Annotated in this window: 20 protein-coding genes; 11 read left to right on the top strand and 9 right to left on the bottom strand. The window is 62.0% G+C overall.

Going from position 1 to position 19794, the window contains the following annotated elements; all coding sequences use genetic code 11:
* The 5 genes from mauD to U4Y90_RS07250 form a co-directional block, all read right to left on the bottom strand.
* Positions 1-645, bottom strand: a complete 645-nt coding sequence (mauD, locus tag U4Y90_RS07230) for a methylamine dehydrogenase accessory protein MauD (RefSeq protein WP_321793721.1) — start codon at positions 643-645, stop codon at positions 1-3.
* Positions 642-1199 carry a MauE/DoxX family redox-associated membrane protein gene (locus U4Y90_RS07235; protein ID WP_321793723.1) on the bottom strand — a complete coding sequence of 186 codons (558 nt, stop codon included), beginning with the start codon at positions 1197-1199 and terminating at the stop codon, positions 642-644. The genes mauD and U4Y90_RS07235 overlap by 4 nt, the downstream gene beginning before the upstream one ends.
* 9 nt (positions 1200-1208) lie before the next feature.
* Positions 1209-2339, bottom strand: a complete 1131-nt coding sequence (locus U4Y90_RS07240) for an amine dehydrogenase large subunit (RefSeq protein WP_321794071.1) — start codon at positions 2337-2339, stop codon at positions 1209-1211.
* Between the two features lie 260 nt (positions 2340-2599).
* Positions 2600-3541: a helix-turn-helix domain-containing protein gene (locus tag U4Y90_RS07245; RefSeq protein WP_321793725.1), complete on the bottom strand. Its 942-nt coding sequence runs from the start codon at positions 3539-3541 to the stop codon at positions 2600-2602.
* A 182-nt stretch (positions 3542-3723) separates the two neighbouring features.
* Complete coding sequence (locus U4Y90_RS07250; RefSeq protein ID WP_321793726.1) at positions 3724-4926, bottom strand: porin; 1203 nt, start codon at positions 4924-4926, stop codon at positions 3724-3726.
* Between the two features lie 252 nt (positions 4927-5178).
* Between U4Y90_RS07250 and U4Y90_RS07255 the strand changes: the two genes are divergently transcribed.
* From U4Y90_RS07255 to U4Y90_RS07265, 3 genes are all read left to right on the top strand, one after another.
* Entirely contained in the window at positions 5179-6486 is a 1308-nt protein-coding gene (locus tag U4Y90_RS07255; RefSeq protein ID WP_321793728.1) for an MFS transporter, read from the top strand.
* 105 nt (positions 6487-6591) lie between these two features.
* Positions 6592-8001 carry an MFS transporter gene (locus tag U4Y90_RS07260; RefSeq protein WP_321793729.1) on the top strand — a complete coding sequence of 470 codons (1410 nt, stop codon included), beginning with the start codon at positions 6592-6594 and terminating at the stop codon, positions 7999-8001.
* Positions 8002-8112: 111 nt separating this feature from the next.
* A complete protein-coding gene (locus U4Y90_RS07265; RefSeq protein ID WP_321793731.1) occupies positions 8113-9081 on the top strand; it encodes a PDR/VanB family oxidoreductase in 969 nt (322 codons plus the stop codon).
* Between the two features lie 2 nt (positions 9082-9083).
* Here the strand turns inward: U4Y90_RS07265 and U4Y90_RS07270 are convergent, their stop codons facing one another.
* Positions 9084-10004, bottom strand: coding sequence for a LysR family transcriptional regulator (locus U4Y90_RS07270; protein WP_321793733.1), 921 nt, complete (start codon positions 10002-10004; stop codon positions 9084-9086).
* 160 nt (positions 10005-10164) lie between these two features.
* Here U4Y90_RS07270 and U4Y90_RS07275 point away from each other — a divergent pair, with 160 nt between their 5' ends.
* Entirely contained in the window at positions 10165-11448 is a 1284-nt protein-coding gene (locus U4Y90_RS07275) for an aromatic ring-hydroxylating dioxygenase subunit alpha (protein ID WP_321793735.1), read from the top strand.
* Positions 11445-11945: an aromatic-ring-hydroxylating dioxygenase subunit beta gene (locus U4Y90_RS07280; RefSeq protein WP_321793736.1), complete on the top strand. Its 501-nt coding sequence runs from the start codon at positions 11445-11447 to the stop codon at positions 11943-11945. Before U4Y90_RS07275 ends, U4Y90_RS07280 begins: the two co-directional genes overlap by 4 nt.
* Before the next feature lie 15 nt (positions 11946-11960).
* Here the strand turns inward: U4Y90_RS07280 and U4Y90_RS07285 are convergent, their stop codons facing one another.
* Positions 11961-13442 carry a sensor histidine kinase gene (locus U4Y90_RS07285; protein WP_321793738.1) on the bottom strand — a complete coding sequence of 494 codons (1482 nt, stop codon included), beginning with the start codon at positions 13440-13442 and terminating at the stop codon, positions 11961-11963.
* A 223-nt stretch (positions 13443-13665) separates the two neighbouring features.
* On the opposite strand from U4Y90_RS07285, the gene U4Y90_RS07290 reads away from it, so the two are divergent.
* The 5 genes from U4Y90_RS07290 to U4Y90_RS07310 are packed head-to-tail and all read left to right on the top strand — an operon-like array spanning position 13666 to position 17666.
* Positions 13666-14841, top strand: a complete 1176-nt coding sequence (locus U4Y90_RS07290) for an acyl-CoA dehydrogenase family protein (RefSeq protein WP_415749306.1) — start codon at positions 13666-13668, stop codon at positions 14839-14841.
* Between the two features lie 35 nt (positions 14842-14876).
* Positions 14877-15254 (top strand): hypothetical protein, encoded by a 378-nt coding sequence (locus U4Y90_RS07295; RefSeq protein ID WP_321793740.1) that lies wholly within the window; start codon positions 14877-14879, stop codon positions 15252-15254.
* A 4-nt stretch (positions 15255-15258) separates the two neighbouring features.
* Positions 15259-15777, top strand: a complete 519-nt coding sequence (locus tag U4Y90_RS07300) for a nuclear transport factor 2 family protein (protein ID WP_321793742.1) — start codon at positions 15259-15261, stop codon at positions 15775-15777.
* Positions 15774-16910, top strand: coding sequence for an amidase (locus U4Y90_RS07305; protein WP_321793743.1), 1137 nt, complete (start codon positions 15774-15776; stop codon positions 16908-16910). The genes U4Y90_RS07300 and U4Y90_RS07305 overlap by 4 nt, the downstream gene beginning before the upstream one ends.
* A gap of 12 nt (positions 16911-16922) precedes the next feature.
* A complete protein-coding gene (locus U4Y90_RS07310; protein WP_321793745.1) occupies positions 16923-17666 on the top strand; it encodes an SDR family NAD(P)-dependent oxidoreductase in 744 nt (247 codons plus the stop codon).
* An 8-nt stretch (positions 17667-17674) separates the two neighbouring features.
* On the opposite strand, the gene U4Y90_RS07315 is transcribed toward U4Y90_RS07310, so the two are convergent.
* A complete protein-coding gene (locus U4Y90_RS07315) occupies positions 17675-18307 on the bottom strand; it encodes a response regulator transcription factor (RefSeq protein ID WP_321793747.1) in 633 nt (210 codons plus the stop codon).
* A 288-nt stretch (positions 18308-18595) separates the two neighbouring features.
* Here U4Y90_RS07315 and hpaC point away from each other — a divergent pair, with 288 nt between their 5' ends.
* Positions 18596-19132 (top strand): 4-hydroxyphenylacetate 3-monooxygenase, reductase component, encoded by a 537-nt coding sequence (hpaC, locus tag U4Y90_RS07320; protein WP_321793749.1) that lies wholly within the window; start codon positions 18596-18598, stop codon positions 19130-19132.
* A gap of 129 nt (positions 19133-19261) precedes the next feature.
* On the opposite strand, the gene uraD is transcribed toward hpaC, so the two are convergent.
* Positions 19262-19786 (bottom strand): 2-oxo-4-hydroxy-4-carboxy-5-ureidoimidazoline decarboxylase, encoded by a 525-nt coding sequence (uraD, locus tag U4Y90_RS07325; protein ID WP_321793750.1) that lies wholly within the window; start codon positions 19784-19786, stop codon positions 19262-19264.
* Between the last annotated feature and the right edge of the window lie 8 nt (positions 19787-19794).

Raw genomic sequence — 19794 nt, forward strand, 5'->3', positions numbered from 1 at the left:
TCAGGCGTGTTGCCCGACTTGCCCTTCATGGTCGTGGTGCGCGTGGTCGTCGTGCTTGCCGTGCACGAACTCCTGCAGCGACGCGACACCGCGTTCTTTTGCTTCGAACAGGCTTTCCAGATGTTCACGCGTATTCACGAGACCCTTCGCGCGGACCTTGCCTTCGTCGTCGAGCAAGACGGCATAAGGCAGCTTGCCGATCTGATAGGACAGTCCCAGTTCCTGCGACAGCACATACGGATATTGCGAAAGACCGGACTTGCGATAGAACGCGGCGTGTTCTTCGAATTCGCCGTCGCTCGCGAGCACGATGTCGACTGCGCCTTCGCGCGCCTGGATCGACGGCAGCAAGGGCAGCAGCTTCTTGCAGACCGGGCACGTCGGCGAAAGGAAGAAGACGAGCGTGTTGCGCTTCGAGTTGGACAAGCCGCCGACCTTCACCGCGCGGCCGGCGATATCGCCGAGCTCGAACACCGGTGCGACGGCGCCGACTGCCGGCCCCTTGTCGATCATGAGCGCGCCCGCGGGCATCATGCGTTCATAGAGAATGCCAACTTGGCGAACGAGTGCGAGACAGATCGCGCCGAGCGCGAGCAAGGCGGCCCACGACAGTGCGGCCGAAATCATCAGGGCGGTTTGCATCATGAATTCCTCAGTGAATCGAGCTTGGGAAGATTGACCAGCAGCACATCGAGCGTGAACCACGCGGCGACGGCGAAAAGCGTGCAGGCGCCCGCGCTCAGGTAGTCGAACCACATGAGCGCGCGGCCGGTTGCGGGAACGAGCGCGGCGGCCGCGAGCGCGGCCAGCATCAGCGCGCGGGCCACATGCCACCAGCCGATCGATTTCGGCGTGCGCTCCGATGCGCGCGCGGCGATGAAGCCCGAGCAGCCGCAATCGATGTCGGTATGACCGCGCAACACGTTGATCGCGAGCGCCGCGCCGAAGAGCGCGAAGAGCGCGACCAGCACGATGGCGCTGACCACGCGCGTGTCGGCGAACAACAAACCGATTGCGCCCGCGGTTTCGAGTGCCGGAAACACGAACGACAAGGGCGTCACCGCAAACGACGGCAGCAACGCGAATGCTTCGAGCGAGGCGCGAAAGCGCGACGGCTCGCGCCACTTCGGCGCCGTGCTCGCGAGCGCGATGATCGTCGCGGACGCGATGCACACCATGAGAATGACGGGATCGATCATCGCGTCACCTCAGGGGTTGAGCAGCAGCGTCGACGTCGTGCCGAGTTGCTTTTCGACGTGCTGGCGCTTGCCGGTTGTCGCATCCATCACGACGAGATCGGAAGTCGGCGTGAGGCCGTAGAAGAGCGGCTTGTCGTCGGTGCTGACCTGGATCGAGAGCAGCGGATCGATCTTCTGCTTCGCGAGATCCCAGCGCGCCACGCGCTTCTTGCTTTCCGTGTCATAGACCCAGATTTCCGTGCCCGGGTCTTTATGCGAACCGTCCGCGCCTTTGTGCATGGCCACGTACAGGCGATGGGCCGCGGTATTCAGCGCGGTCTGCTGCAGACCGCCCGGACGCCAGCCCGCCTTGCGCTCCTGATCGCTCAACAAGGACCATGACGTGCCGAATACCGGTGCGTCGCCCGAAAAGTCGGCCGTGCGCACGTTGCCGTGGAAAGTCGTGAAAAGGTACTTGCTGCCGTCACGCACTGCGTTGATGAACGCGGGATCCTTGTCGACGTCGATGAACGCGTCGGAGAGCTTCCGGCTCGCCTCCTTGCCGTCCGCGCCGAGCTTCACGGTCAGCGCCTTGCCGCTTTCGCACAGCGCCGAGAAGCGGTCATTGCCGCTCGGATAGGCGAGCACGCAGCCATCGGTATCGATCTCGCCGAGCACCTTCTTCGCGGCCGTATCGATCACCGTGACCGATGTCGACGGCGTGATGTTCGACACATACAGGCGGCTGCCGTCCTGCGAAAGAATCGTGAGGTAAGGCGTCGGCACGGTCTGGCCGTGCTTGGCCGGAATCTCGATTTCGCCGGTCACTTCGAGCGTCGTGTTATCGACGATCTCGACCACGTCCGTGCGCGCGCCGTGGCTGCCGCGCGCGAAATACGTCGTCGCGACGTAGCTCGTCTTGTGATCGGGCGAGATCGTGAAGCCCGGTGCGAAACCGGCGTCGATCTCGCCGAGGAAGCGTTTCGTGTCGCCGTCGAATACGTGAACACGCGCGTCGGTCATGCTCGCGAACGAGACGTCCGTCACGAACACGCGATGCGGGCTATACGGCGGAACCTTCGCCACCGTCAGCTCTTCCGGCTTTTCGGCCGCGCCCGCGTGTGGCTGACACGCAAGCAGTCCATACAATAAGGCCCCCATCGCGGTGACCAGCCGTCTCATCTCCATCTGTGCTCTCCTTGTTTATCGTCGGGACGACTCTAAAGATGACAATAAAAAAGAGCACTTCGGAACCGGCAGCGCGTGCGTGCCGAAACGGAGCATTCGAAAGGGAGCCGACAGAGACGCGCGGCCATCGCGTGTTCAGGCCACTTTCGATGCGAGATCAGGAAAAGGAAATGCCGATAACAGGCCGCTGCAATGCGGCCTGCTATCGGCATCCAGGGAATGTGCCGCGCCGGTTATCGGGCGCGCAGCGTTTGCGAGGGAAGCTCGCCGAACAGGCTTTTGTAATCGCTCGCGAAGTGGCCGAGATTTGAAAATCCCCAGCGCATGGCGGCTTCGCGAACGGGAATTTCGCTTGGCGATGACGTCGTCAGGAGTCGTCTCACTTGCGCGAGCCGCACCGCGCGAAGATAACTTACCGGGTTCATCTGCGTGACCGATTGAAAGCTGTTTTGAATGGTCCGGCGGCTCACGCGCAGCTTCTCGCAGAGGTCCAGCACTGAAATCGGCTGCTCAGGACGCGCAAGCACGAGATCATGCGCGCGCCGGACAACGTCGGCGCGGCATGCATAAGTGAGCCGGTCCTCGCGCGTCGGCACATGAAATGTCAGCAGATCCAGAATACTTTCCGTCACGGTTGTCGTGAAGCGATGCGCGCCACCGTCCGACAAGAAGGGATCGGGGTCCGCCAGCACGGCCTCGACCGCCGCGATGATACGCTTGCCCGCACGCGCGCCGGCCGCACCGGGAATGCTGAGCACGTGCCGGCTGAGCACTTCGTCCTGGACATCGACGCCCGCCACGTCCGCTGTTGAAGCGAGCAATTGCGCGTCGACGGCAACGCCGAGCATCGACATGTTGGGGGGCGAATGCAGCAGGAACTCCTTGTCGCCGGGCGCGACCACGAGCGCGTTCTCGTCGACGCGCACGCCCTGAAACGAGAACGGCGCACCACCGCCGAGCACGAGTCCGAACGTGACGAATCCCGCGGGCAATTGGCCGCGCTGAACGATACGAACGTTCGCGGATTCCTGAAAGACCTGCACGCCCGCCACCGATACCTGCTTCACCGTGCTGCGAAACGCGCCTTCGCCTACCTGGTCGTAGCGCTGGTCCCAGCCCGTCAGCGCGTGGGCGTGGCGGTCGGCATCCTCGAAGCTTTCATAGTTGGCATACATGCCCTGCTCCTGCTACTTCTGTCGCCGATCATGCGACTGCTTATAAGTTTTCGATTTTTTGTCGTCAAGCTATCTATTTTTTTCGTGTGGCGCTCGTAACGCAATGCTAGGAATGCACGATTGAAAAACGCGCGCCCGCGTGCATAGGCGAACGCGCGTTCGCGCATACTTCAGAAATTACTTTAAAACTTGTGCCGGATGCCTACGCGCACGGTGCTCTGACGATCGCTCGTCGATGGCGTGAGGTTATTGATCGCGGCGACCGCGGCCGCTCCTGTGGAATCCGTGCCTGATGCCTTCTGATATACACCGATCAGATAGACATCGGTTCTTTTCGAAAGGAAATAGTCAGCACCGATCGAACCCTGATAATACTTCGCGCCCGGATTCGCGCCGCTCGCGGAATCGGCCTCGCCGCCCTTCGTATAGTCGAAAGCCGCGCCCAGCAAGAGTGCGGGCGTCGCCTGATACTTGAAGTTGACCTCGACGTTATCGAAATGCGCGTTGCCGGCATAGCCGCGCGGATTCGGCCCTGAGTTGGCGGTGTCGCCGAGATTCCTGAACTGCACGTTCGAATATGTCGCACCGACCGTTGCCGCGCCGAACGAATACGCGGCGCCCGTCGCGATCACCTGATAAGTTCGCGCCGATGCATAGCCGCTATAGACAGGCGATGCAATGAAGTTCGCGCTTGCGGTCGGCGGCGTGCTCGCGCCGTTGTCGCCGAAGAAGCCGACGTTCGGATTGCGCGCATTCAGATAGCCGACGCCGAGCGTCAGCGGCCCGTTCGCATAGCCCGCGCCGAGCGACCAGACCTGATTGCGCGAGACCTCTCCCGCGACGCCGCCGAAGCTATACACGCCGCCGAAAGTGAAGCCGCCATAGTTCCGGCTCGCATACTTGACAGCGTTGTTCACACGATAGGCGTTATTGATGTTGTCGAGATCGCCCGGATGCGCGGCGAGATAGCCGCCCCATTGCGTGCCCGCTTCGAACGGTCCGACATAGTCCACCACCGAATCGTATTGACGCCCGAAGAGCACCGAGCCATATCCGCTCGACATGCCCACATATGCCTGGCGTCCGAACATCAGGCCTTGCGTGCTGCCCCGATTCTTCTGCCCAAGCGAGCCGTTGTTCAGATCGAAGCCGTTCTCGATGACGAACAATGCGGCGATTCCTCCGCCGAGATCTTCCTTGCCGCGCAAGCCCCAGCGGCTGGCTTGCATGACGCCGCTCGACATGTTGTAGAGGTTATGGCCACCGGAGTTGGACGTCCAGTTGAAGCCGTCGTCGACGATGCCATACATCGTGACCGCGCTTTGCGCGTGTGCCGCGCTCGCGACGGCGAGCAACGCGAGCGATGCGCCCAGGGTAAGTCTCATGCGTTCGGTCCTTATTTGGAGGCGTTGTGAATGGATTTGCGGATCGAAGTCTGCGTTCGCCAATCTGGCGCGGCAAATCAGTCAAAAGCGCGATCATCGATAAGGCGCGCTGATGCGATTTCATATTTGCCGCACTGATAACCGCATCCCTTTTCGGCGAATTTGACGCCGATATCTGTCGCACTGACACTGCCTGCCAAGCGAAGCCTTTCGAAAGCATCGACGCCCCACTCATTCCCCAAGCGAGCCCACATGTCTTCCGTTCACTCCCCGACTTCCGAGGAACGCGCCGCCTGTACTCAGGATCGGGCGCTCAACCGGATCGTCGTCGCTTCCGTCGCGGGCAACGCGATGGAGTGGTATGACTTCTTCGTCTATGGCACGGCCGCCGCGCTCGTGTTCGGCCAGTTGTTCTTTCCCGCGAATGCAGACCCGCTCGTCGGCACGCTTGGCGCTTTCGCCGCGTTCGCGATGGGCTTCGTCGCGCGGCCGCTGGGCGGCATCGTGTTCGGGCATATCGGCGATCGATATGGACGGCGCGCGTCGCTCGTATGGACGCTGCTCATCATGGGCTTCGCGACCTTCGGCATCGGCCTGTTGCCGACATACGATCACGTGGGACTGTGGGCGCCCGGCGCGCTCGTCGCGCTGCGGTTGCTGCAAGGCGTCGCCTCGGGCGGTGAATGGGGTGGCGGCGTATTGATGATCAGCGAGAGCGCGCCGCCGGAAAAGCGCGGCTACTACGCGGCGTGGAGCCAGCTCGGCGTCGGTGGCGGCTTCGTGCTTTCGTCGGGCGCGTTTCTCGCCGTTCAGGCACTGCCGCACGATCAGTTCATTTCGTGGGGCTGGCGCTTGCCGTTTCTCGCGAGCATCCTGATCTTCGCGCTCGGCGTCTATATCCGCCATAACCTGCCCGAGAGCCGTGACTTCGAAAATGCGGATCGCGCGGGCAAGACTTCCCATATGCCGGTTATCGAAGTCATCAAGCGCCATCCGAAAGAAATCCTGATGGCGATGGGATTGCGCGTGGCCGAAAACGGCGGCGCGTATATCTTTCTCGCGTTCTCGCTCGTCTACGGCAAGTTCGCGGGCATCGACAATTCGACGATGCTCACCGGCGTGATGCTCGCGATGGTCGTCGAAATGGCGGCGATGCTCTTATGGGGCAAGCTATCCGATCGCATCGGCAGAAAGCCGGTCTATATGATCGGCGCGGTGTCGCTCGCGCTGATGGCGTTTCCGTTCTTCTGGCTGCTGAGCACGCATTCCACACCGCTTGTCTGGCTCGCTCTCGTGCTCGGCACGGCGGTGTGTCATGGCGCGATGATCGGCACATTGCCTTCGCTCGTCGGCGAGCTTTTCAGCACCGAAGTGCGATATTCAGGCGTCGCGCTCGGCCATGAAGTCGCATCGATCTTTGCGGGCGGACTCTCTCCGCTCATCGCCACGGCGCTGCTCGCGCACTACCACGCGTATTGGCCGGTATCCGTCTTTCTGATCGTGCTCGCCCTCGTCACGATCATCACGCTGAAGTACACGCACGAGACGCGCCGCACGTAACCCGCGCTTCGCCTCCTTCGATATTTTCCGACTCGCATTCGCGCGGCGCTGGCCCGCGCGAATGTCTGCGCACGTCCCAAGACCAGCATCCCTCGGAGACGCACGATGCATTCCCCAAGCACCATGAAGCCAAACGGCAAGCGCTATACATACGAGTGGTATGTCGTCGTGATCTGCATGCTGGCCTATGTTTTCTCCTTCATCGACCGGCAGGTGCTCGCGCTCATGATCGAGCCGATCAAGCGTGACCTGCATCTCACCGACACGCAATTCAGCCTGCTGCATGGATTCGCGTTTTCGCTCTTCTACGCGGTCATGGGCATGCCGATCGCATATCTCGCCGACCGCTTCGCCCGCCCGCGAATCATCGCGGCAGGCATCGCGCTGTGGAGCGTGGCGACGGCTGCATGCGGCTTGAGTCAGAGCTTCGCGCATATGTTCGTTTCGCGCATGAGCGTCGGCGTGGGCGAGGCAGCGCTGTCGCCCGGAACCTATTCGATGCTCGCGGACTTCTTTCCCAAGGAGAAGATGGGCCGCGCAATCGGCATTTATTCGCTTGGCTCGTTCATCGGCGGCGGCATTGCGTTTCTCGTCGGCGGCTATGTCATTGCATTGCTCAAGCACGCGAGCGTGTTCACCTTGCCGCTCGTCGGCGAATTGCGCGCGTGGCAGTTGACCTTCTTTATCGTCGGTTTGCCGGGTCTTCTCGTCGCATTCGTTTTCATGCTGACGGTGCGCGATCCCGCGCGCAAAGGACTTGCGCAAGACGGCGCGGGCAAGGTGAAACGCGTTGCGATGAGCGATGCGCTGCGCTTCATCGCGAATCATCGCAAGACGTTCTTCTGCCACTACCTCGGCTTCTCGTTCTATGCAATGGGCCTGTATTGCCTGATGGGCTGGACGCCCGCGTTCTATATGCGCCGCTTCGGTCTCACGCCTGTCGAAACGGGCTATATGCTCGGCATCGTGATGCTCGTCGCCAACACGACGGGCGTGTTCTGCGGCGGCTGGCTCAACGACTGGCTGCTGCGGCGCGGGCGCACCGATGCACCGATGCGCGCGGCATGGATCGGCGCCGCATGCATGCTCGTTCCGGCCATTGCGTTCACGCAAACGACGAGCCTCGGCGCATCGTTGGCGTGGCTCGTCGTTGCGATGTTCTTCGCGTCCTTTCCGCTGCCGACTTCCGCCGCCGCGATGCAGGCACTCGCGCCCAATCAGATGCGCGCGCAGGTTTCCGCGATGTTCCTGCTCGTATCGAACCTCATCGGGCTGGGTCTCGGCACGACCCTCGTCGCGCTCATCACCGACAAGGTCTTCGGTTCGCCGCTCGCGGTCGGCAACTCGATGGCCATCATCGATGCCGTCGCGATCGTGCTCGCAGCGATGCTCCTCTTCATCGGTTGCAGGCACTATCGAACGAGTCTCGAACGCGAAGCGCGTGAAGCTCGCGTGACACTCGACACCCCTGACGCGCGCGAAAGCGTGCCGTCGGGCGCGACGACGACGGCTTGAACATATCCGCCATATTGATGTGACCCACACTTTTTAATCTATTTTGTTTATCCGGTGAGGGGCGTTACGCTCGACGCATCGTCCCCTTGAACACACTGGAAAGGCAGCATCATGCAAGCTCAAACCTTCAAAGTTCGCGTCGACGCGTTGCGCGAGGAAGCTCACGGCGTGCGCTCATTCAGCATCTCGCGTCTCGATGGCCTGCCGTTCGACACCTATGAGCCCGGCGCGCATATCGACGTGACGGGTCCATCGGGCATCACTCGGCAATACTCGCTGTGCGGCGATCCGGCTTGCCGCGACTCGCATCTCTTCGCCGTGAAGAAGGAAGAACAATCGCGCGGCGGCTCGCGTTCGTTGCATGACGAAGTCGGCATCGGCAGCGAGCTATCGGTCGGTGCGCCGCGCAATCTGTTTCGCCTCGAAGAAGGCGCGAGCGAGCATATTCTGATCGGCGCGGGCATCGGCATTACGCCCTTGCTGTCGATGGCCTATCGTCTCGTCGCGATCGGTGCGCCCTTCACGCTACATTATTTCGCGCGCGGCAAAACCCATGCCGCGTTCCTTCCGCTTCTCGCACGCGCGCCGTTCGACCAGCACGTCGAACTGCATTTCGGGGTCGAGCGTGAAGCACTCGCCGATGAACTCGATGCCTGTCTGCGCAACGCGGCCACGGATGCGCATGTCTATACCTGCGGCCCTGCTCCGTTCATGGACGCCGTGGTAGACACGGCGCAAAAACATCTGCCTGCCGCGGCCGTTCATCTCGAGCGCTTCAAGGCAGAGCCGCAAACCGAAACGCAAGCGTCGCTCGATAGCTTCGATGTTCGACTTGCGAGCACGGGTCAGACCGTACGTGTCGACGCCGCCACGTCCATCGTCGACGCGCTCGCCTCGATCGGCGTCGAAGTGGACACGTCATGCGGCGAAGGCGTGTGCGGCACCTGCATGGTCGATGTGGTGAGCGGCGAGCCCGAGCACCGCGACCATTGCCTGAGCAAGGCCGAGCGCGCGAGCAACAGCGTGATCTGCTGCTGCGTGTCCCGTTCGCGTTCGCCGGTTCTCGTTCTCGACCTATGAGTTCATAGCTTGTCGAAACCAGCGAGGATGTCGGTTATCAGGCCGCGCATCCACGCTATGCCTTCGTCCTCGTGAAAGTGCTCGTGCCAGTGCATCGTCACGGCCGCCCTGGGCAATTGAACGGGCAACGCGTAGATCCTGAACGCATCGTTGCGATTGAGGATATGCGCGAGCCGTTCGGGCAATGTCGCGAACAGGTCCGTCACCGCGAGCACGCCGGGGACGGCGACGAAGTGCGGCAGCGCGAGCGCGATATTGCGCCCGACGCCCTGCGCACGCAATGCATCGTCGAGCGCGTGATGGCTATGTTCGAGCGAGCGCACCTGCACGTGCGACGCCGCAAGAAACGGGTCGAGATTCAATGTCTCCCCTGCGGGCAGGCCTTTGCGCTTTCTCGTCATGCACACATAGGCTTCCTCGAATAGCAACGCGTGACGCGTGCGCGGCAATAGCGAAGGCAGATTGCCGATCGCGAAGTCGAGCCGGCTCGAACGCAATGCTTCCTCGATTTCCTCCACGGGCAAGGGCTCGACGAGCAGCTTCACGCGCGGCGCGGCTTCGTGCAGCGCCTGGCAGATCGCCGGCAAATACGCCATTTCTCCCGCATCCGAAAGAGACAGTCGAAACGTGCGATTGCTGGTCGATGCATCGAAACGCTCGGCAAAGCGCAGTGCTTCACGCACGGTATCGAGCGCACGTCCGACGATCTCGGCAAGTTCCAGCGCCACGGGCGTCGGCTGCATGCCCGCGCGCGTCCGGATGAAGAGCGTGTCATCGAACAGCGTGCGCAGACGGCCGAGCGAATAGCTCACGGCCGGTTGCGAGAGCGCGAGCCGTTCGCCGGCTTTGGTGAGGCTGCGCTCCTCCACGATCGCCTGAAAGACGCGCAGCAGATTGAGATCGACATGGTCGAGGGAAGTCATTGGGCAACTCTCAAGATATCGGCCGGATTTATCCAGCACCCGTTTTTTAATCGATTTGACGCATGATCTTCGCAAAGCGAGACTGATGTCAACGAGAGGATGTGCCGATCTACAGCGCCGTCCTCGTGTTAGCCGATCAACTTCACCCCACATCAATACGATGACTACGCCGACAACCCAAATCATCGATACGAGCGCGCTCGGCCGCCGCGCGCAAGCGGACCGCATCGCGCCGTCGCTCTATTACGATCCCGACCTTTTCGAAGCCGAGCTCGAGCGCATCTTCTATAAAACGTGGATCTGGGTCGCGCACGAAAGCGAATTGCCGAAGCCCGGCGATTTCGTCACGACGACCATCGGCCGCCAGCCGGTCATCGTCGTGCGTGACAAGACAGGCGCGGTGCATGTGCTGCAAAACCGCTGCCGTCATCGCGGCGCCACGGTATGCGAGGAGCACAAGGGCAACGCGAAGGGCTTCACGTGCCCGTATCACAGCTGGTCTTACGCGCTCGACGGCACGCTGCGTGCGCTGCCTTACGGCGACGGCTACGAAGGCGTTTGCGAAAAAGGCGATCTGCCGTTGAAGAAACTGCGCGTCGGGATCTATCAGGGCTTGATCTTCGCGAGCTTCAACGAAGTTATCGAACCGCTCGAGGATTTTCTCGGCGGCGCCAAGCCGTGGATCGATCTTTTCATGAAGCAAGGTGCGGGCTATCCGATCAAGGCCAACGGCGAGCACAAGTTCAAATTCAAGGGCAACTGGAAAATCCAGCTCGAGAACACGACCGATCTCTATCATTTTCCGGTCGTGCATAAATCATGGATGAAGTCGATCGACGACGAAACCGCTGCGGCGATCACGAGCTTCATGACGAGCGACGATGCGTTCTGCCGCTCGCTCGGCAACGGCCATAGCCTTGCGGTGCTGGTGCCCGAGATCGTCGATCTCGACAAGGACGACGGCGCGCCCTTGCCGGAGCGCTTCAACGATCTGGCCGCGAAGCTCGCCGAAAAACACACGCCCGAAGAAGTGCGCCGCATCGTGCGCTCGCTGATGGGCGTCGGCTTCAATCTGAATCTCTTTCCGAACCTCGCGCTCTCGATGGCGTTCTTTCGTGTCTTGCGGCCCATATCGGCAGAGGAAACGGAGATTCGCCACGTCGCGCTCGCGATGGACGGCGGACCGGAAGAAGCGAATCGCGTGCGCCTGCGCATTCACGAGCATTTCCAGGGTCCGTTCGGCTTCGGCAGCCCCGACGATGCCGAAGCATGGGAGCGCGTGCAGCGCGGCTCGCACGCCGGCCCCGACGTGCCGATTCTCGTGAATCGCGGCCTGAATCGCGAAACGACCGCATCGAACGGAGAAAAGACCGCGCACGCCACGGACGAAACCGGCATGCGCGAAGCCTACAAGCAATGGCGCGCAATGATGGAGCAGGCATGATGGACGATCGCAACGCACTCTTCTCTCAACAGACTTTCGCGCGCGCGATCGAGTTCATCTGGCGCGAAGCCGAACTGCTGGATCGGCGCGACTATCGGGCGTGGCTCGAGCTCTGGGACCCGCGAGGCCTCTATGTGGTGCCGATCGATCCGAACGCGACCGACTTCGCCGCCACCCTGAACTACGCGTACGATGATCAGCATATGCGCGAATTGCGCGTGCAGCGTATGACATCGGGCTATTCGGCGTCCGCATCCGACGCGGCTCGCACGGTGCGCACCGTTTCGCGCTTCACGTTGTCGAGCGATAGCGCCGATGTCGTCGAAGTGAAGTCGGCGCAAGTGATCGTCGCTTACAAGCGCGGCGTGGCGACGATCTTCGCGGCCGATCTCACGCACAAGATCAGCATGGCCGACGGTGAACCGAAACTCGTGGAAAAGGTGATCCGGCTGATCGATTCGACCGAGGCGTTGAGTGCGATCGGCTTCCTGCTCTGATCGCGCAACCTCGTGTCAATCCGGGCGATGAGACCAGGTGAGCGACAAGGGCAACGCGAAGCAGCACTCGAGTCCGCCGCTCGCTGCGCGTTGCGCCCAGATGCGCCCTTCGTGGCGCGACACGATGTTCTTGCACAACGACAGACCGATGCCGTTGCCACCCGCTTTCGACGAAGAAAAACCGTCGAACAGGCGTTCGAGCGCATCGTCGGGCACGCCCGGGCCGTTGTCGATCACATGCAGTTCGGCCGTCTCGCCATTCATCGCGGTGGCAAGGGTGACGATGCCCGTCGATGGCTTCGCGCCGCTCAACGCTTCAACGGCGTTGAATGCGAGATTGAGGATCACCTGACCGATGAGCACGCGCTCGCAGCGTATCGGCAACGGCTCACGCGATTGTTCGATTCTGACCGTCACGCCTTCGTCTCGCGCGCGCAATTGAATGAAGTACGCGACATCCGCGAGCACGTCGCGCAGATCCGCCTGCGCCTCGACGGGTTCGCGCTTCACGATGAACTCGCGCACGCTCTTGATGATATGCGCCGCGTGTTCGGCTTGCCGGTCTGCCGCGCGCAGGCCCCAGATCGCGCTGTCGATGGAATCCGGCTGGGCAAGCCGCTGGATCGCGCCCTCGATGAAGTTGCGCACGGCGGCGAGCGGCTGGCTCAGCTCGTGAGCGATCGCCGTCGCCATCTCGCCCATCGCGTTATAACGCCCCGCGTATTCGAACATGCGTGCTTCGTTGCGGCGCGCTTCCTCTATCGCCACTTCGTCGCTGATATCGCGGAAATGCACCAGCGTTCCGTTCTCGATATCGATGCGCCTGCACGTGATGCGCAGCCATCGCTTCGCGCCGTCGCGACGCGTGATCGCATAACGTTGCGCGGGCGTCGAATGCTGGCGTGTCGCGCTGCGCAACTGCGCGATCAGCCGGTCGCGGTCCTCTCTCGTGCAGTAGTCGAGCGGGACACCGAGCGGCGCATCGCTCGCGACGCCCAGCACGCGCCGCCCCGATTCGCTGATGAAGCTCACCTTGCCGCGCGGCGTCAGCACCGCGACGCCCTCGCCCAGATCCTGCATGTATTCGCGCAAGCGTGTTTCATAGCGCCGCAACTTCTGGCGCATCGCTTCTTCCTCGCTGATGTCGCGGAACTGCACCATCACCACCGCACTGCCGGAAAGCTGCACATAAGTGGCGATGGCCTCGGACAACATGTCGACGCCCGCGCGCGAGCGATAGCACCATTCATAGCTCTGCGGGCCTTCCGTGATGGAGCGATCCATCGCATTCACTGCAATTTCGCGGCGATATTTGATGTCGTCGCGCGTCATGTCGTGCGCCTTGAGCGGCAGCAATTCCTCCACCGAGAAGCCGAGCGCGACACACGCCGCACGATTGGCCCACACGATGGCCTTCGTCCCCGCGTCGTGCAGCAGCACGCATTGCGTCAGTGCATCGAGCAGGCGGCGGAAATCGTCTTCGGCGGGGAAGTTCATATGGGAACGCGAGGCAAGCGTGGTGGCAAGGATAACCATAGCATCGGCGCGACTCACGCGTCGCTAAAGATTTCTTTAGACGACCCGGGTCATTCACTGAATTGCACGCTCGCCTTCCCAATTGTTTCGAGCTTTTTGGGTTTCTAGACTGGCATCAATGTGTGCGGCTCGAAAGCACTGCCACTCATCCTGTGAGCCAAACAAACGAAAAGGAGACGTCCCCATGTCAGCTTCCGCGACCGCCGTCGCTATGCGCGATGATCTGTCCACTCAAACCGATATCGTCACGCTCGACGATGTCATCGCCGAAATCGCTGAGCGCCGCGATGAATTCGACCGGCTGTCTCACGTGCCGCGCGATGTCATCGAAAACATGAAGCGTGCGGGCATCTATCGCGCGGCGACGCCGAAGCGCTTCGGCGGCGATGCGCGCGCGCCCGGCGAATTCCTTAACATGATCGAGCGCATCGCGGTCGCCGATGGCTCCGCCGCATGGGTCGCGAGCTTCGGTTCCGCGAATCTCTATCTCGCCGCGTTGCCGCTTGCGACTCAGGCAGAAATCTATGCGACAGGTCCCGATCAGGTTTTCGCGGGCGGTCTATTTCCCGTGCAGAACGCACAACCCGCGCCCGGCGGATTCCGCGTGAACGGCACGTGGAAATTCGCGAGCGGCTGCAAGGGCGCGGACTGGCTCGGCGTGGGCATAGGAACGGGCAAGCCGGGCGAAGCACCGGGCAAGCCGCGCACCGCGGTGTTCCGTCCCGCGCAGGTCGAGATCGTCGAGAACTGGAACGTCGTCGGCATGCAAGGCACGGGCAGTCACGACTTGCGTGTGACGGATCAATTCGTCGCTGAAGACTGGACTTTCGTGCGCGGCGGAACACCGACGGTCGATGAACCGCTGTATCGCTATCCGACCATCGCTTATGCGGCACAAGTGCTCGCCGTGGTCAACCTCGGTCTCGCGCGCGCCGCGCTCGATGTGGCAAATCACATGTCCGGTGGACGCAAGACGACGACCGGCGCGCCGCAACTCGCCGATCGCGCCTACTACCGCATCGAGCTAGCAAAGGCCGAGGCGCAATTGCGCTCCGCACGCGCGTTCTTCTATGAGTCGACCGATGGTGTCTGGCAATCGATTCTCGCGGGCAACGAAGTCACGCCGGACCAGGTGAGCCTGTTGCGGCTTTGCGCAACGCAGATCGCGCGCGAAGGCGCCGACGTCGTGAATCGCGCCTATCGGCTGGGCGGAACGATGGCGATCTATCGCACGCATCCGCTGCAACGCCTGATGCGCGACGCAATGGTCGTCACGCAACACGCATTTCTCGGCGAAGGCAATTACGACGGCGCGGGCGCCGTGTTCGTCGGCGTGCCGCCGATTCCCGGCTATCTCTGATCTACTTTTTTCGCATAACAACGGAGTAACGCTTCATGACCGAAAACCGAAACCTGCCTTTGCGCGTGCTGTTCTGCTGCGGCGTCACCCAGAATTTCTTCGACTTGCCGCGCGAGCAGATCGGCGAAGTATGGCAAGCCTACGGCAAGATGCTCGCCGCCGTCGAAGCGATGGAGAACGTGCGCGTGCTGGGCGTCATGGACGACGATCGCCTCGTCGTCGGCCAGTCCGACGGCGCGCCGTGGACCTTCTACATCATGGCCGACGTCGCCGATTTCGACACGGCCGTTGCAGTGTGCAATCTCTATCGCACGACGCCTGTCGGCGAATACAACTTGTGGCGCTATGGAAAGATCGAGGCGCGCGTCGGGCGTGCATTGACTGTTCCCCCCGCCGTAGCCAATAACGCATGACGCCATGACGCACATCACCATCGATGCGTTGCTCACGCGCCTGTGCACGCTCGAAGCGCAGAATGAAGTGCGCAAGACCATCGCACGTTATATGGCGCTATGCGATGTGCCTCGTGCGCCGCTCGAAAGCGAATCGCTTGCCGCCCTGTTCACCGATGACGCCGTGTGGGAAGGCATCGGCTCGCAATACGTGCGGAAGTTCGGGCGTCTGCAAGGGCCGGCGGCGATCGTCGACATGCTGCAAACTTATCTGCCGCCCGCGCCGCATTTCGCCACCAACGTGCATTTCCTGACGTCGGAACATATCGAGGTTCAGGGCGATATCATCAAAGGCCGATGGATCATGCTGCAGGCGTCGGGCTATGTCGATGCGGGGGCCGAGCTCATCGCCGCGCGGCTGGAAGTCGATTTCGCGCCTTCGACACGCGAGGAAGGTCATGCATGGCTGATCCGGCATTTCCGCACCGAGCGTCTCTTCGACGCGCCGTGGCAAGTGAACCCTCGCAAGGAGACGAGCGCATGAGCGCATTCATCAGCGAGTTCGATCTGCGCGCACACGCCGATGCCGATGGTCCTACTATCGCGATCAAAGACAGTATTGATATCGCCGGTTATCCGACGACCGCAGCGAGCCGCGCGCTCGCCGATGCGCCGGCTGCCGCCGAACATGCCGAGGTCGTGCAGCGTCTGCTCGATGCAGGCTGGCGCATCAAGGGCAAGGCCAACATGCATGAGCTCGCGTTCGGCATGACCGGAATCAACGACTTCACCGGGACGCCGAAAAACCCCCAGGACGCGACGCGCATTCCAGGCGGGTCGTCGAGCGGCTCCGCTTCGGCGGTCGGCCTCGGACTCGTCGATGCCGCGCTCGGCACCGATACGGGCGGCTCGGTGCGCGGCCCCGCGGCCTGCTGCGGCGTGATCGGATTGAAGCCGACTTTCGGTCGAGTATCGCGTCGCGGAGTTGCGCCCATCGAGACCACGCTCGACTGCGTCGGTCCGTTCGCGCGGGACATGCGGGTGCTGATCGCGGCCATGACCGCGATCGATCCGTCGTTCGATACGCGTAGCGCGCTACTTGACGCATCCAGGGCGCGGGTCGGAATCGTCTCGGTCATCGCGGATGCAAGTATCGGCAAGGCTGTCGAATATGCCGTACATCGCGCGGGATTCGCGTCATGCAAGGTCGAACTCGAATCGATGGCCGATGCTTTCGCCGCCGGTCTCGACGTCATCAATGCGGAGACGTGGCATGCGTTCGGCCATCTCGTCGAGACGGGAAAAATCGGCGCGGATCTGGATGCGCGTTTGCGTAATGCATCGAACACCACCGCCGCCGATCTCGATGCCGCAGAAAGCGTGAGACGCAGCTTCACGGCCCGCGTGGATCGTGCACTCGAAGATGTCGACGTGCTGGTGCTCCCTACTCTGCCCGCGTTTCCCATCACGCTCGAAGCCGCGCGCGCCGGAACATCGGTGATTGCGATGTCGTCGTTGATCAGGCCGTTCAATCTCAGCGGACATCCTGCCTTGAGCCTTCCCCTTCCTGTCGAAGGATCGCCGCTCAAGGCCGGCTTGCAGATCGTCGGGCGCAAGGGCGCCGATGAAAAGGTCTGCGCAGTCGCCGTGTATCTCGAAGCCGCGCTCGCTCAATAAAGGAACTCCAACATGTCGAATAGAATCGCCCTCATCACGGGCGCTGCGCGCGGCCTCGGCGCTGTAGTCGCGCGCCGCTTTCATGCCGCGGGCTACAAGGTCGCCTTGGCCGATATCGCAATCGAAGCAACGCAAGCACTCGCACGCGAGTTGAGTGCGGATCAAGGCAGCGCATTCGCGATCAGGCTGGACGTGACATCCAAGGCGGACTTCGAACGCGCGCGCGATGCCGTGCTCGAACGCTGGGGCCGCATCGATGTGCTCGTCAACAACGCGGGGGCATCGAAGGTCGTGCCGGTGATGGAGATCACCGCCGAACAATTCGATCAGGTTATCGACATCAACCTGCGCAGCGTGCTCTTCGGGTGTCAGGTATTCGGCCGCTATTTCGCGGATCGCGGCGCGGGCCGCATTGTCAATATCGCATCGCTCGCGGGGCAGAACGGCGGTTCGGCCACCGGCGCGCACTACGCGGCCGCGAAAGGCGGTGCGATCACGCTGACCAAGGTATTCGCGCGCGATCTCGCCGCACATGGCGTGACCGTCAACGCGATTTCGCCCGGACCGCTCGATCTTCCGATCGTGCACGAGAGCGTACCCGCCGACAAGCTCGACAAGGTGATCGCGGGCATTCCCGTGGGCCGTCTAGGCTCGGCCGACTATATCGCCGATGTCGCCGTGCTGCTCGCATCGCCCGATGCGTATTTCGCCAACGGCGCGTGCTGGGATGTGAACGGGGGCCTGTACATGCGCTAGCGTGCGTGTCATGCGCGATCGTCGCCGGGGGGACTCCATACTTCGAGCACGTCGCGCACGAGCGTGGCGATGGATGCCGCGCCGAGTTTGTCCTTGATGCTCGCGCGATGCACGTCGACCGTCTTGACGCTGATCGACAGATCCGCGGCGATGCGCTTGCTTGCCTTGCCTTCGATCACGCCGCGCAAGACTTCCTTCTCGCGCGCGGTCAGCGACTCGACGCGCTCGCGCAATTCGCGCTGCCGCTGATCCTTCGCGTGCCGCTGCGTCGCGAGCTTCATCGCACGCTGCACGCGATCGAGCATTTGCTGCGAGTTATAGGGCTTCTCGACGAAATCGATCGCGCCTTGCTGAAGCGCACGCACGGACATCGGGATATCGCCGTGGCCGCTCACGAAGATGATCGGCAACGTTGCGCCACGGCGATTGAGCTCGGCTTGCACGTCGAAGCCGCTCGTCTCGGGCATGCGTACATCGAGCACCAGGCACGCGGGACGGTTCGGGTCGAATGCGCGCAGGAACTCGGCGGCATTCGCGAAACCTTCCGACTTCACGCCGACCGAATCGAGCAGCCACGCCAATGAGGTGCGCATGCCGTTGTCGTCGTCGACGATATACACCACGGGAGCGGAAGAATTCATTGCGATTGCTCTTTCAATGCATGCGTCAGGGACCGTGCGCGCCGGGAATGCGGCTGTCTCATCACAAGGTCTCGTTTTTTGAAGCGTCAATGATAACCAGCCGAAATTCCCTGCGAAAGTCCCTTCTTTACTTCGATTAACGCAAATAGGTAAAAGCTTTAGTGCGCTCGGTAACGAGCAGTGCAGGCCGGCGGAACATGCCGATTTTTTTTGTGCGCTTCAGCGCGTACGCTTGATTCACGATTTGCTATATACAACCTGAACATGAAACGAACAGGAGACACTCCCATGTCCGCGCTGCCCCGTCCCGACCTTGCCGATATCGATCAGGCGCGCAAGCTGTTTCGCCAGGCCATGGCCCATCTGGGCGCTGCAGTGAACGTAATTACCACGACAGGCACGGCCGGACGCTGCGGCATAACCGCAAGCGCCGTGTGCTCGGTCACCGATGCGCCGCCCACGCTGCTCGTCTGCATCAACCGGTCGAGCGCGATGCATGCCGCATTCGTGAACAATCGCCATGTGTGCGTGAACGTGTTACCGGGTCACCTCGAGCAGATCGCGCGGCACTTCGCCGGTCTCACGCAATTGTCGATGGAAGAGCGCTTCTCGTTGCCCGTATGGGACGAAGGCGCGAACGGCGTGCCAGTTTTGCGCGATGCACTCGCGAGCCTGCAAGGCACCATCGTCGAAGCGAAAGAAGTGGGTTCGCACTCGGTGATGTTCGTGGAAACCACCGGGATCCGCGTGCGTGACGATGGCGACAGCCTGATTTACTTCGACCGAAACTTTCATCGCGTGCCGCGCGTGTGCGCCACGCAGTAACGTTTCGAGGCTGTCTCTGCGTCAATTGACTGCGGCAACGTCCGCTGCCTCTGTTCCATAACGCGATTGGAACGCGGCGCAACGGACCGCTTTCGAGGCTGACGCCTTGTCGGCCTCGCTTCCTTTCCCTCAGTGCATCGCGGAGAGCCGGGCATTCAACCGCGCCCGCGTGATCGCCGCGATCTGCGCGAGCGCCTCGTCCAGTTCCTGCTGCGTGCTGCGCCCGATGCGCCGTTCCAGTGCGCTGAAGATGCCTTCGCACGTGTAGTGCCGCACGCAAATGATGAACGGAAAGCCATGCCGTTCAAGATAAGCTGCATTGAGACGATCGAGTGATGCTTCCTGCTCGACCGACATCGCATCGAGCCCGGCGCTCTTTTGCTCCGCGTCGGAATCCGCCGTCATCGTTCCAGAACGGATGTTGGCGCCGGACAATAGCGGGTGGAGATTCAGAAACGCGCGCTGGCTCTTGTCATCCAGGTTGCGGATCACGTCCATCATCGCGTCATGCAAGGCGTTCTCGGACGCGAACGGCCGCACGCTCCACGCACCCTCCGCCGCCTGCGGAAAGTGCTCGAAAACGCTCGCGAACGCGCCGACGAAGGCCGTGTGATCCAGCGAGTTGACCGGCTCCAGATTGATCGAATGCGACATGAACATCT

The sequence above is a fragment of the Caballeronia sp. J97 genome (assembly GCF_905220305.1).
In the GTDB taxonomy this organism is placed as follows: Bacteria; Pseudomonadota; Gammaproteobacteria; order Burkholderiales; family Burkholderiaceae; genus Caballeronia.

Coding starts and splice junctions, on each gene's coding strand:
- U4Y90_RS07285 (WP_321793738.1), bottom strand. CDS start 13,442: ATGAACTTCCCCGCCGAAGACGATTTCCGCCGCCTGCTCGATGCACTG.
- U4Y90_RS07315 (WP_321793747.1), bottom strand. CDS start 18,307: ATGAATTCTTCCGCTCCCGTGGTGTATATCGTCGACGACGACAACGGC.
- hpaC (WP_321793749.1), top strand. CDS start 18,596: ATGTCCGCGCTGCCCCGTCCCGACCTTGCCGATATCGATCAGGCGCGC.
- U4Y90_RS07295 (WP_321793740.1), top strand. CDS start 14,877: ATGACCGAAAACCGAAACCTGCCTTTGCGCGTGCTGTTCTGCTGCGGC.
- U4Y90_RS07270 (WP_321793733.1), bottom strand. CDS start 10,004: ATGACTTCCCTCGACCATGTCGATCTCAATCTGCTGCGCGTCTTTCAG.
- U4Y90_RS07305 (WP_321793743.1), top strand. CDS start 15,774: ATGAGCGCATTCATCAGCGAGTTCGATCTGCGCGCACACGCCGATGCC.
- mauD (WP_321793721.1), bottom strand. CDS start 645: ATGATGCAAACCGCCCTGATGATTTCGGCCGCACTGTCGTGGGCCGCC.
- U4Y90_RS07265 (WP_321793731.1), top strand. CDS start 8,113: ATGCAAGCTCAAACCTTCAAAGTTCGCGTCGACGCGTTGCGCGAGGAA.
- U4Y90_RS07280 (WP_321793736.1), top strand. CDS start 11,445: ATGATGGACGATCGCAACGCACTCTTCTCTCAACAGACTTTCGCGCGC.
- U4Y90_RS07300 (WP_321793742.1), top strand. CDS start 15,259: ATGACGCACATCACCATCGATGCGTTGCTCACGCGCCTGTGCACGCTC.
- U4Y90_RS07310 (WP_321793745.1), top strand. CDS start 16,923: ATGTCGAATAGAATCGCCCTCATCACGGGCGCTGCGCGCGGCCTCGGC.
- U4Y90_RS07255 (WP_321793728.1), top strand. CDS start 5,179: ATGTCTTCCGTTCACTCCCCGACTTCCGAGGAACGCGCCGCCTGTACT.
- U4Y90_RS07245 (WP_321793725.1), bottom strand. CDS start 3,541: ATGTATGCCAACTATGAAAGCTTCGAGGATGCCGACCGCCACGCCCAC.
- U4Y90_RS07290 (WP_415749306.1), top strand. CDS start 13,666: ATGTCAGCTTCCGCGACCGCCGTCGCTATGCGCGATGATCTGTCCACT.
- U4Y90_RS07275 (WP_321793735.1), top strand. CDS start 10,165: ATGACTACGCCGACAACCCAAATCATCGATACGAGCGCGCTCGGCCGC.
- U4Y90_RS07250 (WP_321793726.1), bottom strand. CDS start 4,926: ATGAGACTTACCCTGGGCGCATCGCTCGCGTTGCTCGCCGTCGCGAGC.
- U4Y90_RS07235 (WP_321793723.1), bottom strand. CDS start 1,199: ATGATCGATCCCGTCATTCTCATGGTGTGCATCGCGTCCGCGACGATC.
- U4Y90_RS07240 (WP_321794071.1), bottom strand. CDS start 2,339: ATGGGGGCCTTATTGTATGGACTGCTTGCGTGTCAGCCACACGCGGGC.
- U4Y90_RS07260 (WP_321793729.1), top strand. CDS start 6,592: ATGCATTCCCCAAGCACCATGAAGCCAAACGGCAAGCGCTATACATAC.
- uraD (WP_321793750.1), bottom strand. CDS start 19,786: ATGTCGCATTCGATCAATCTGGAGCCGGTCAACTCGCTGGATCACACG.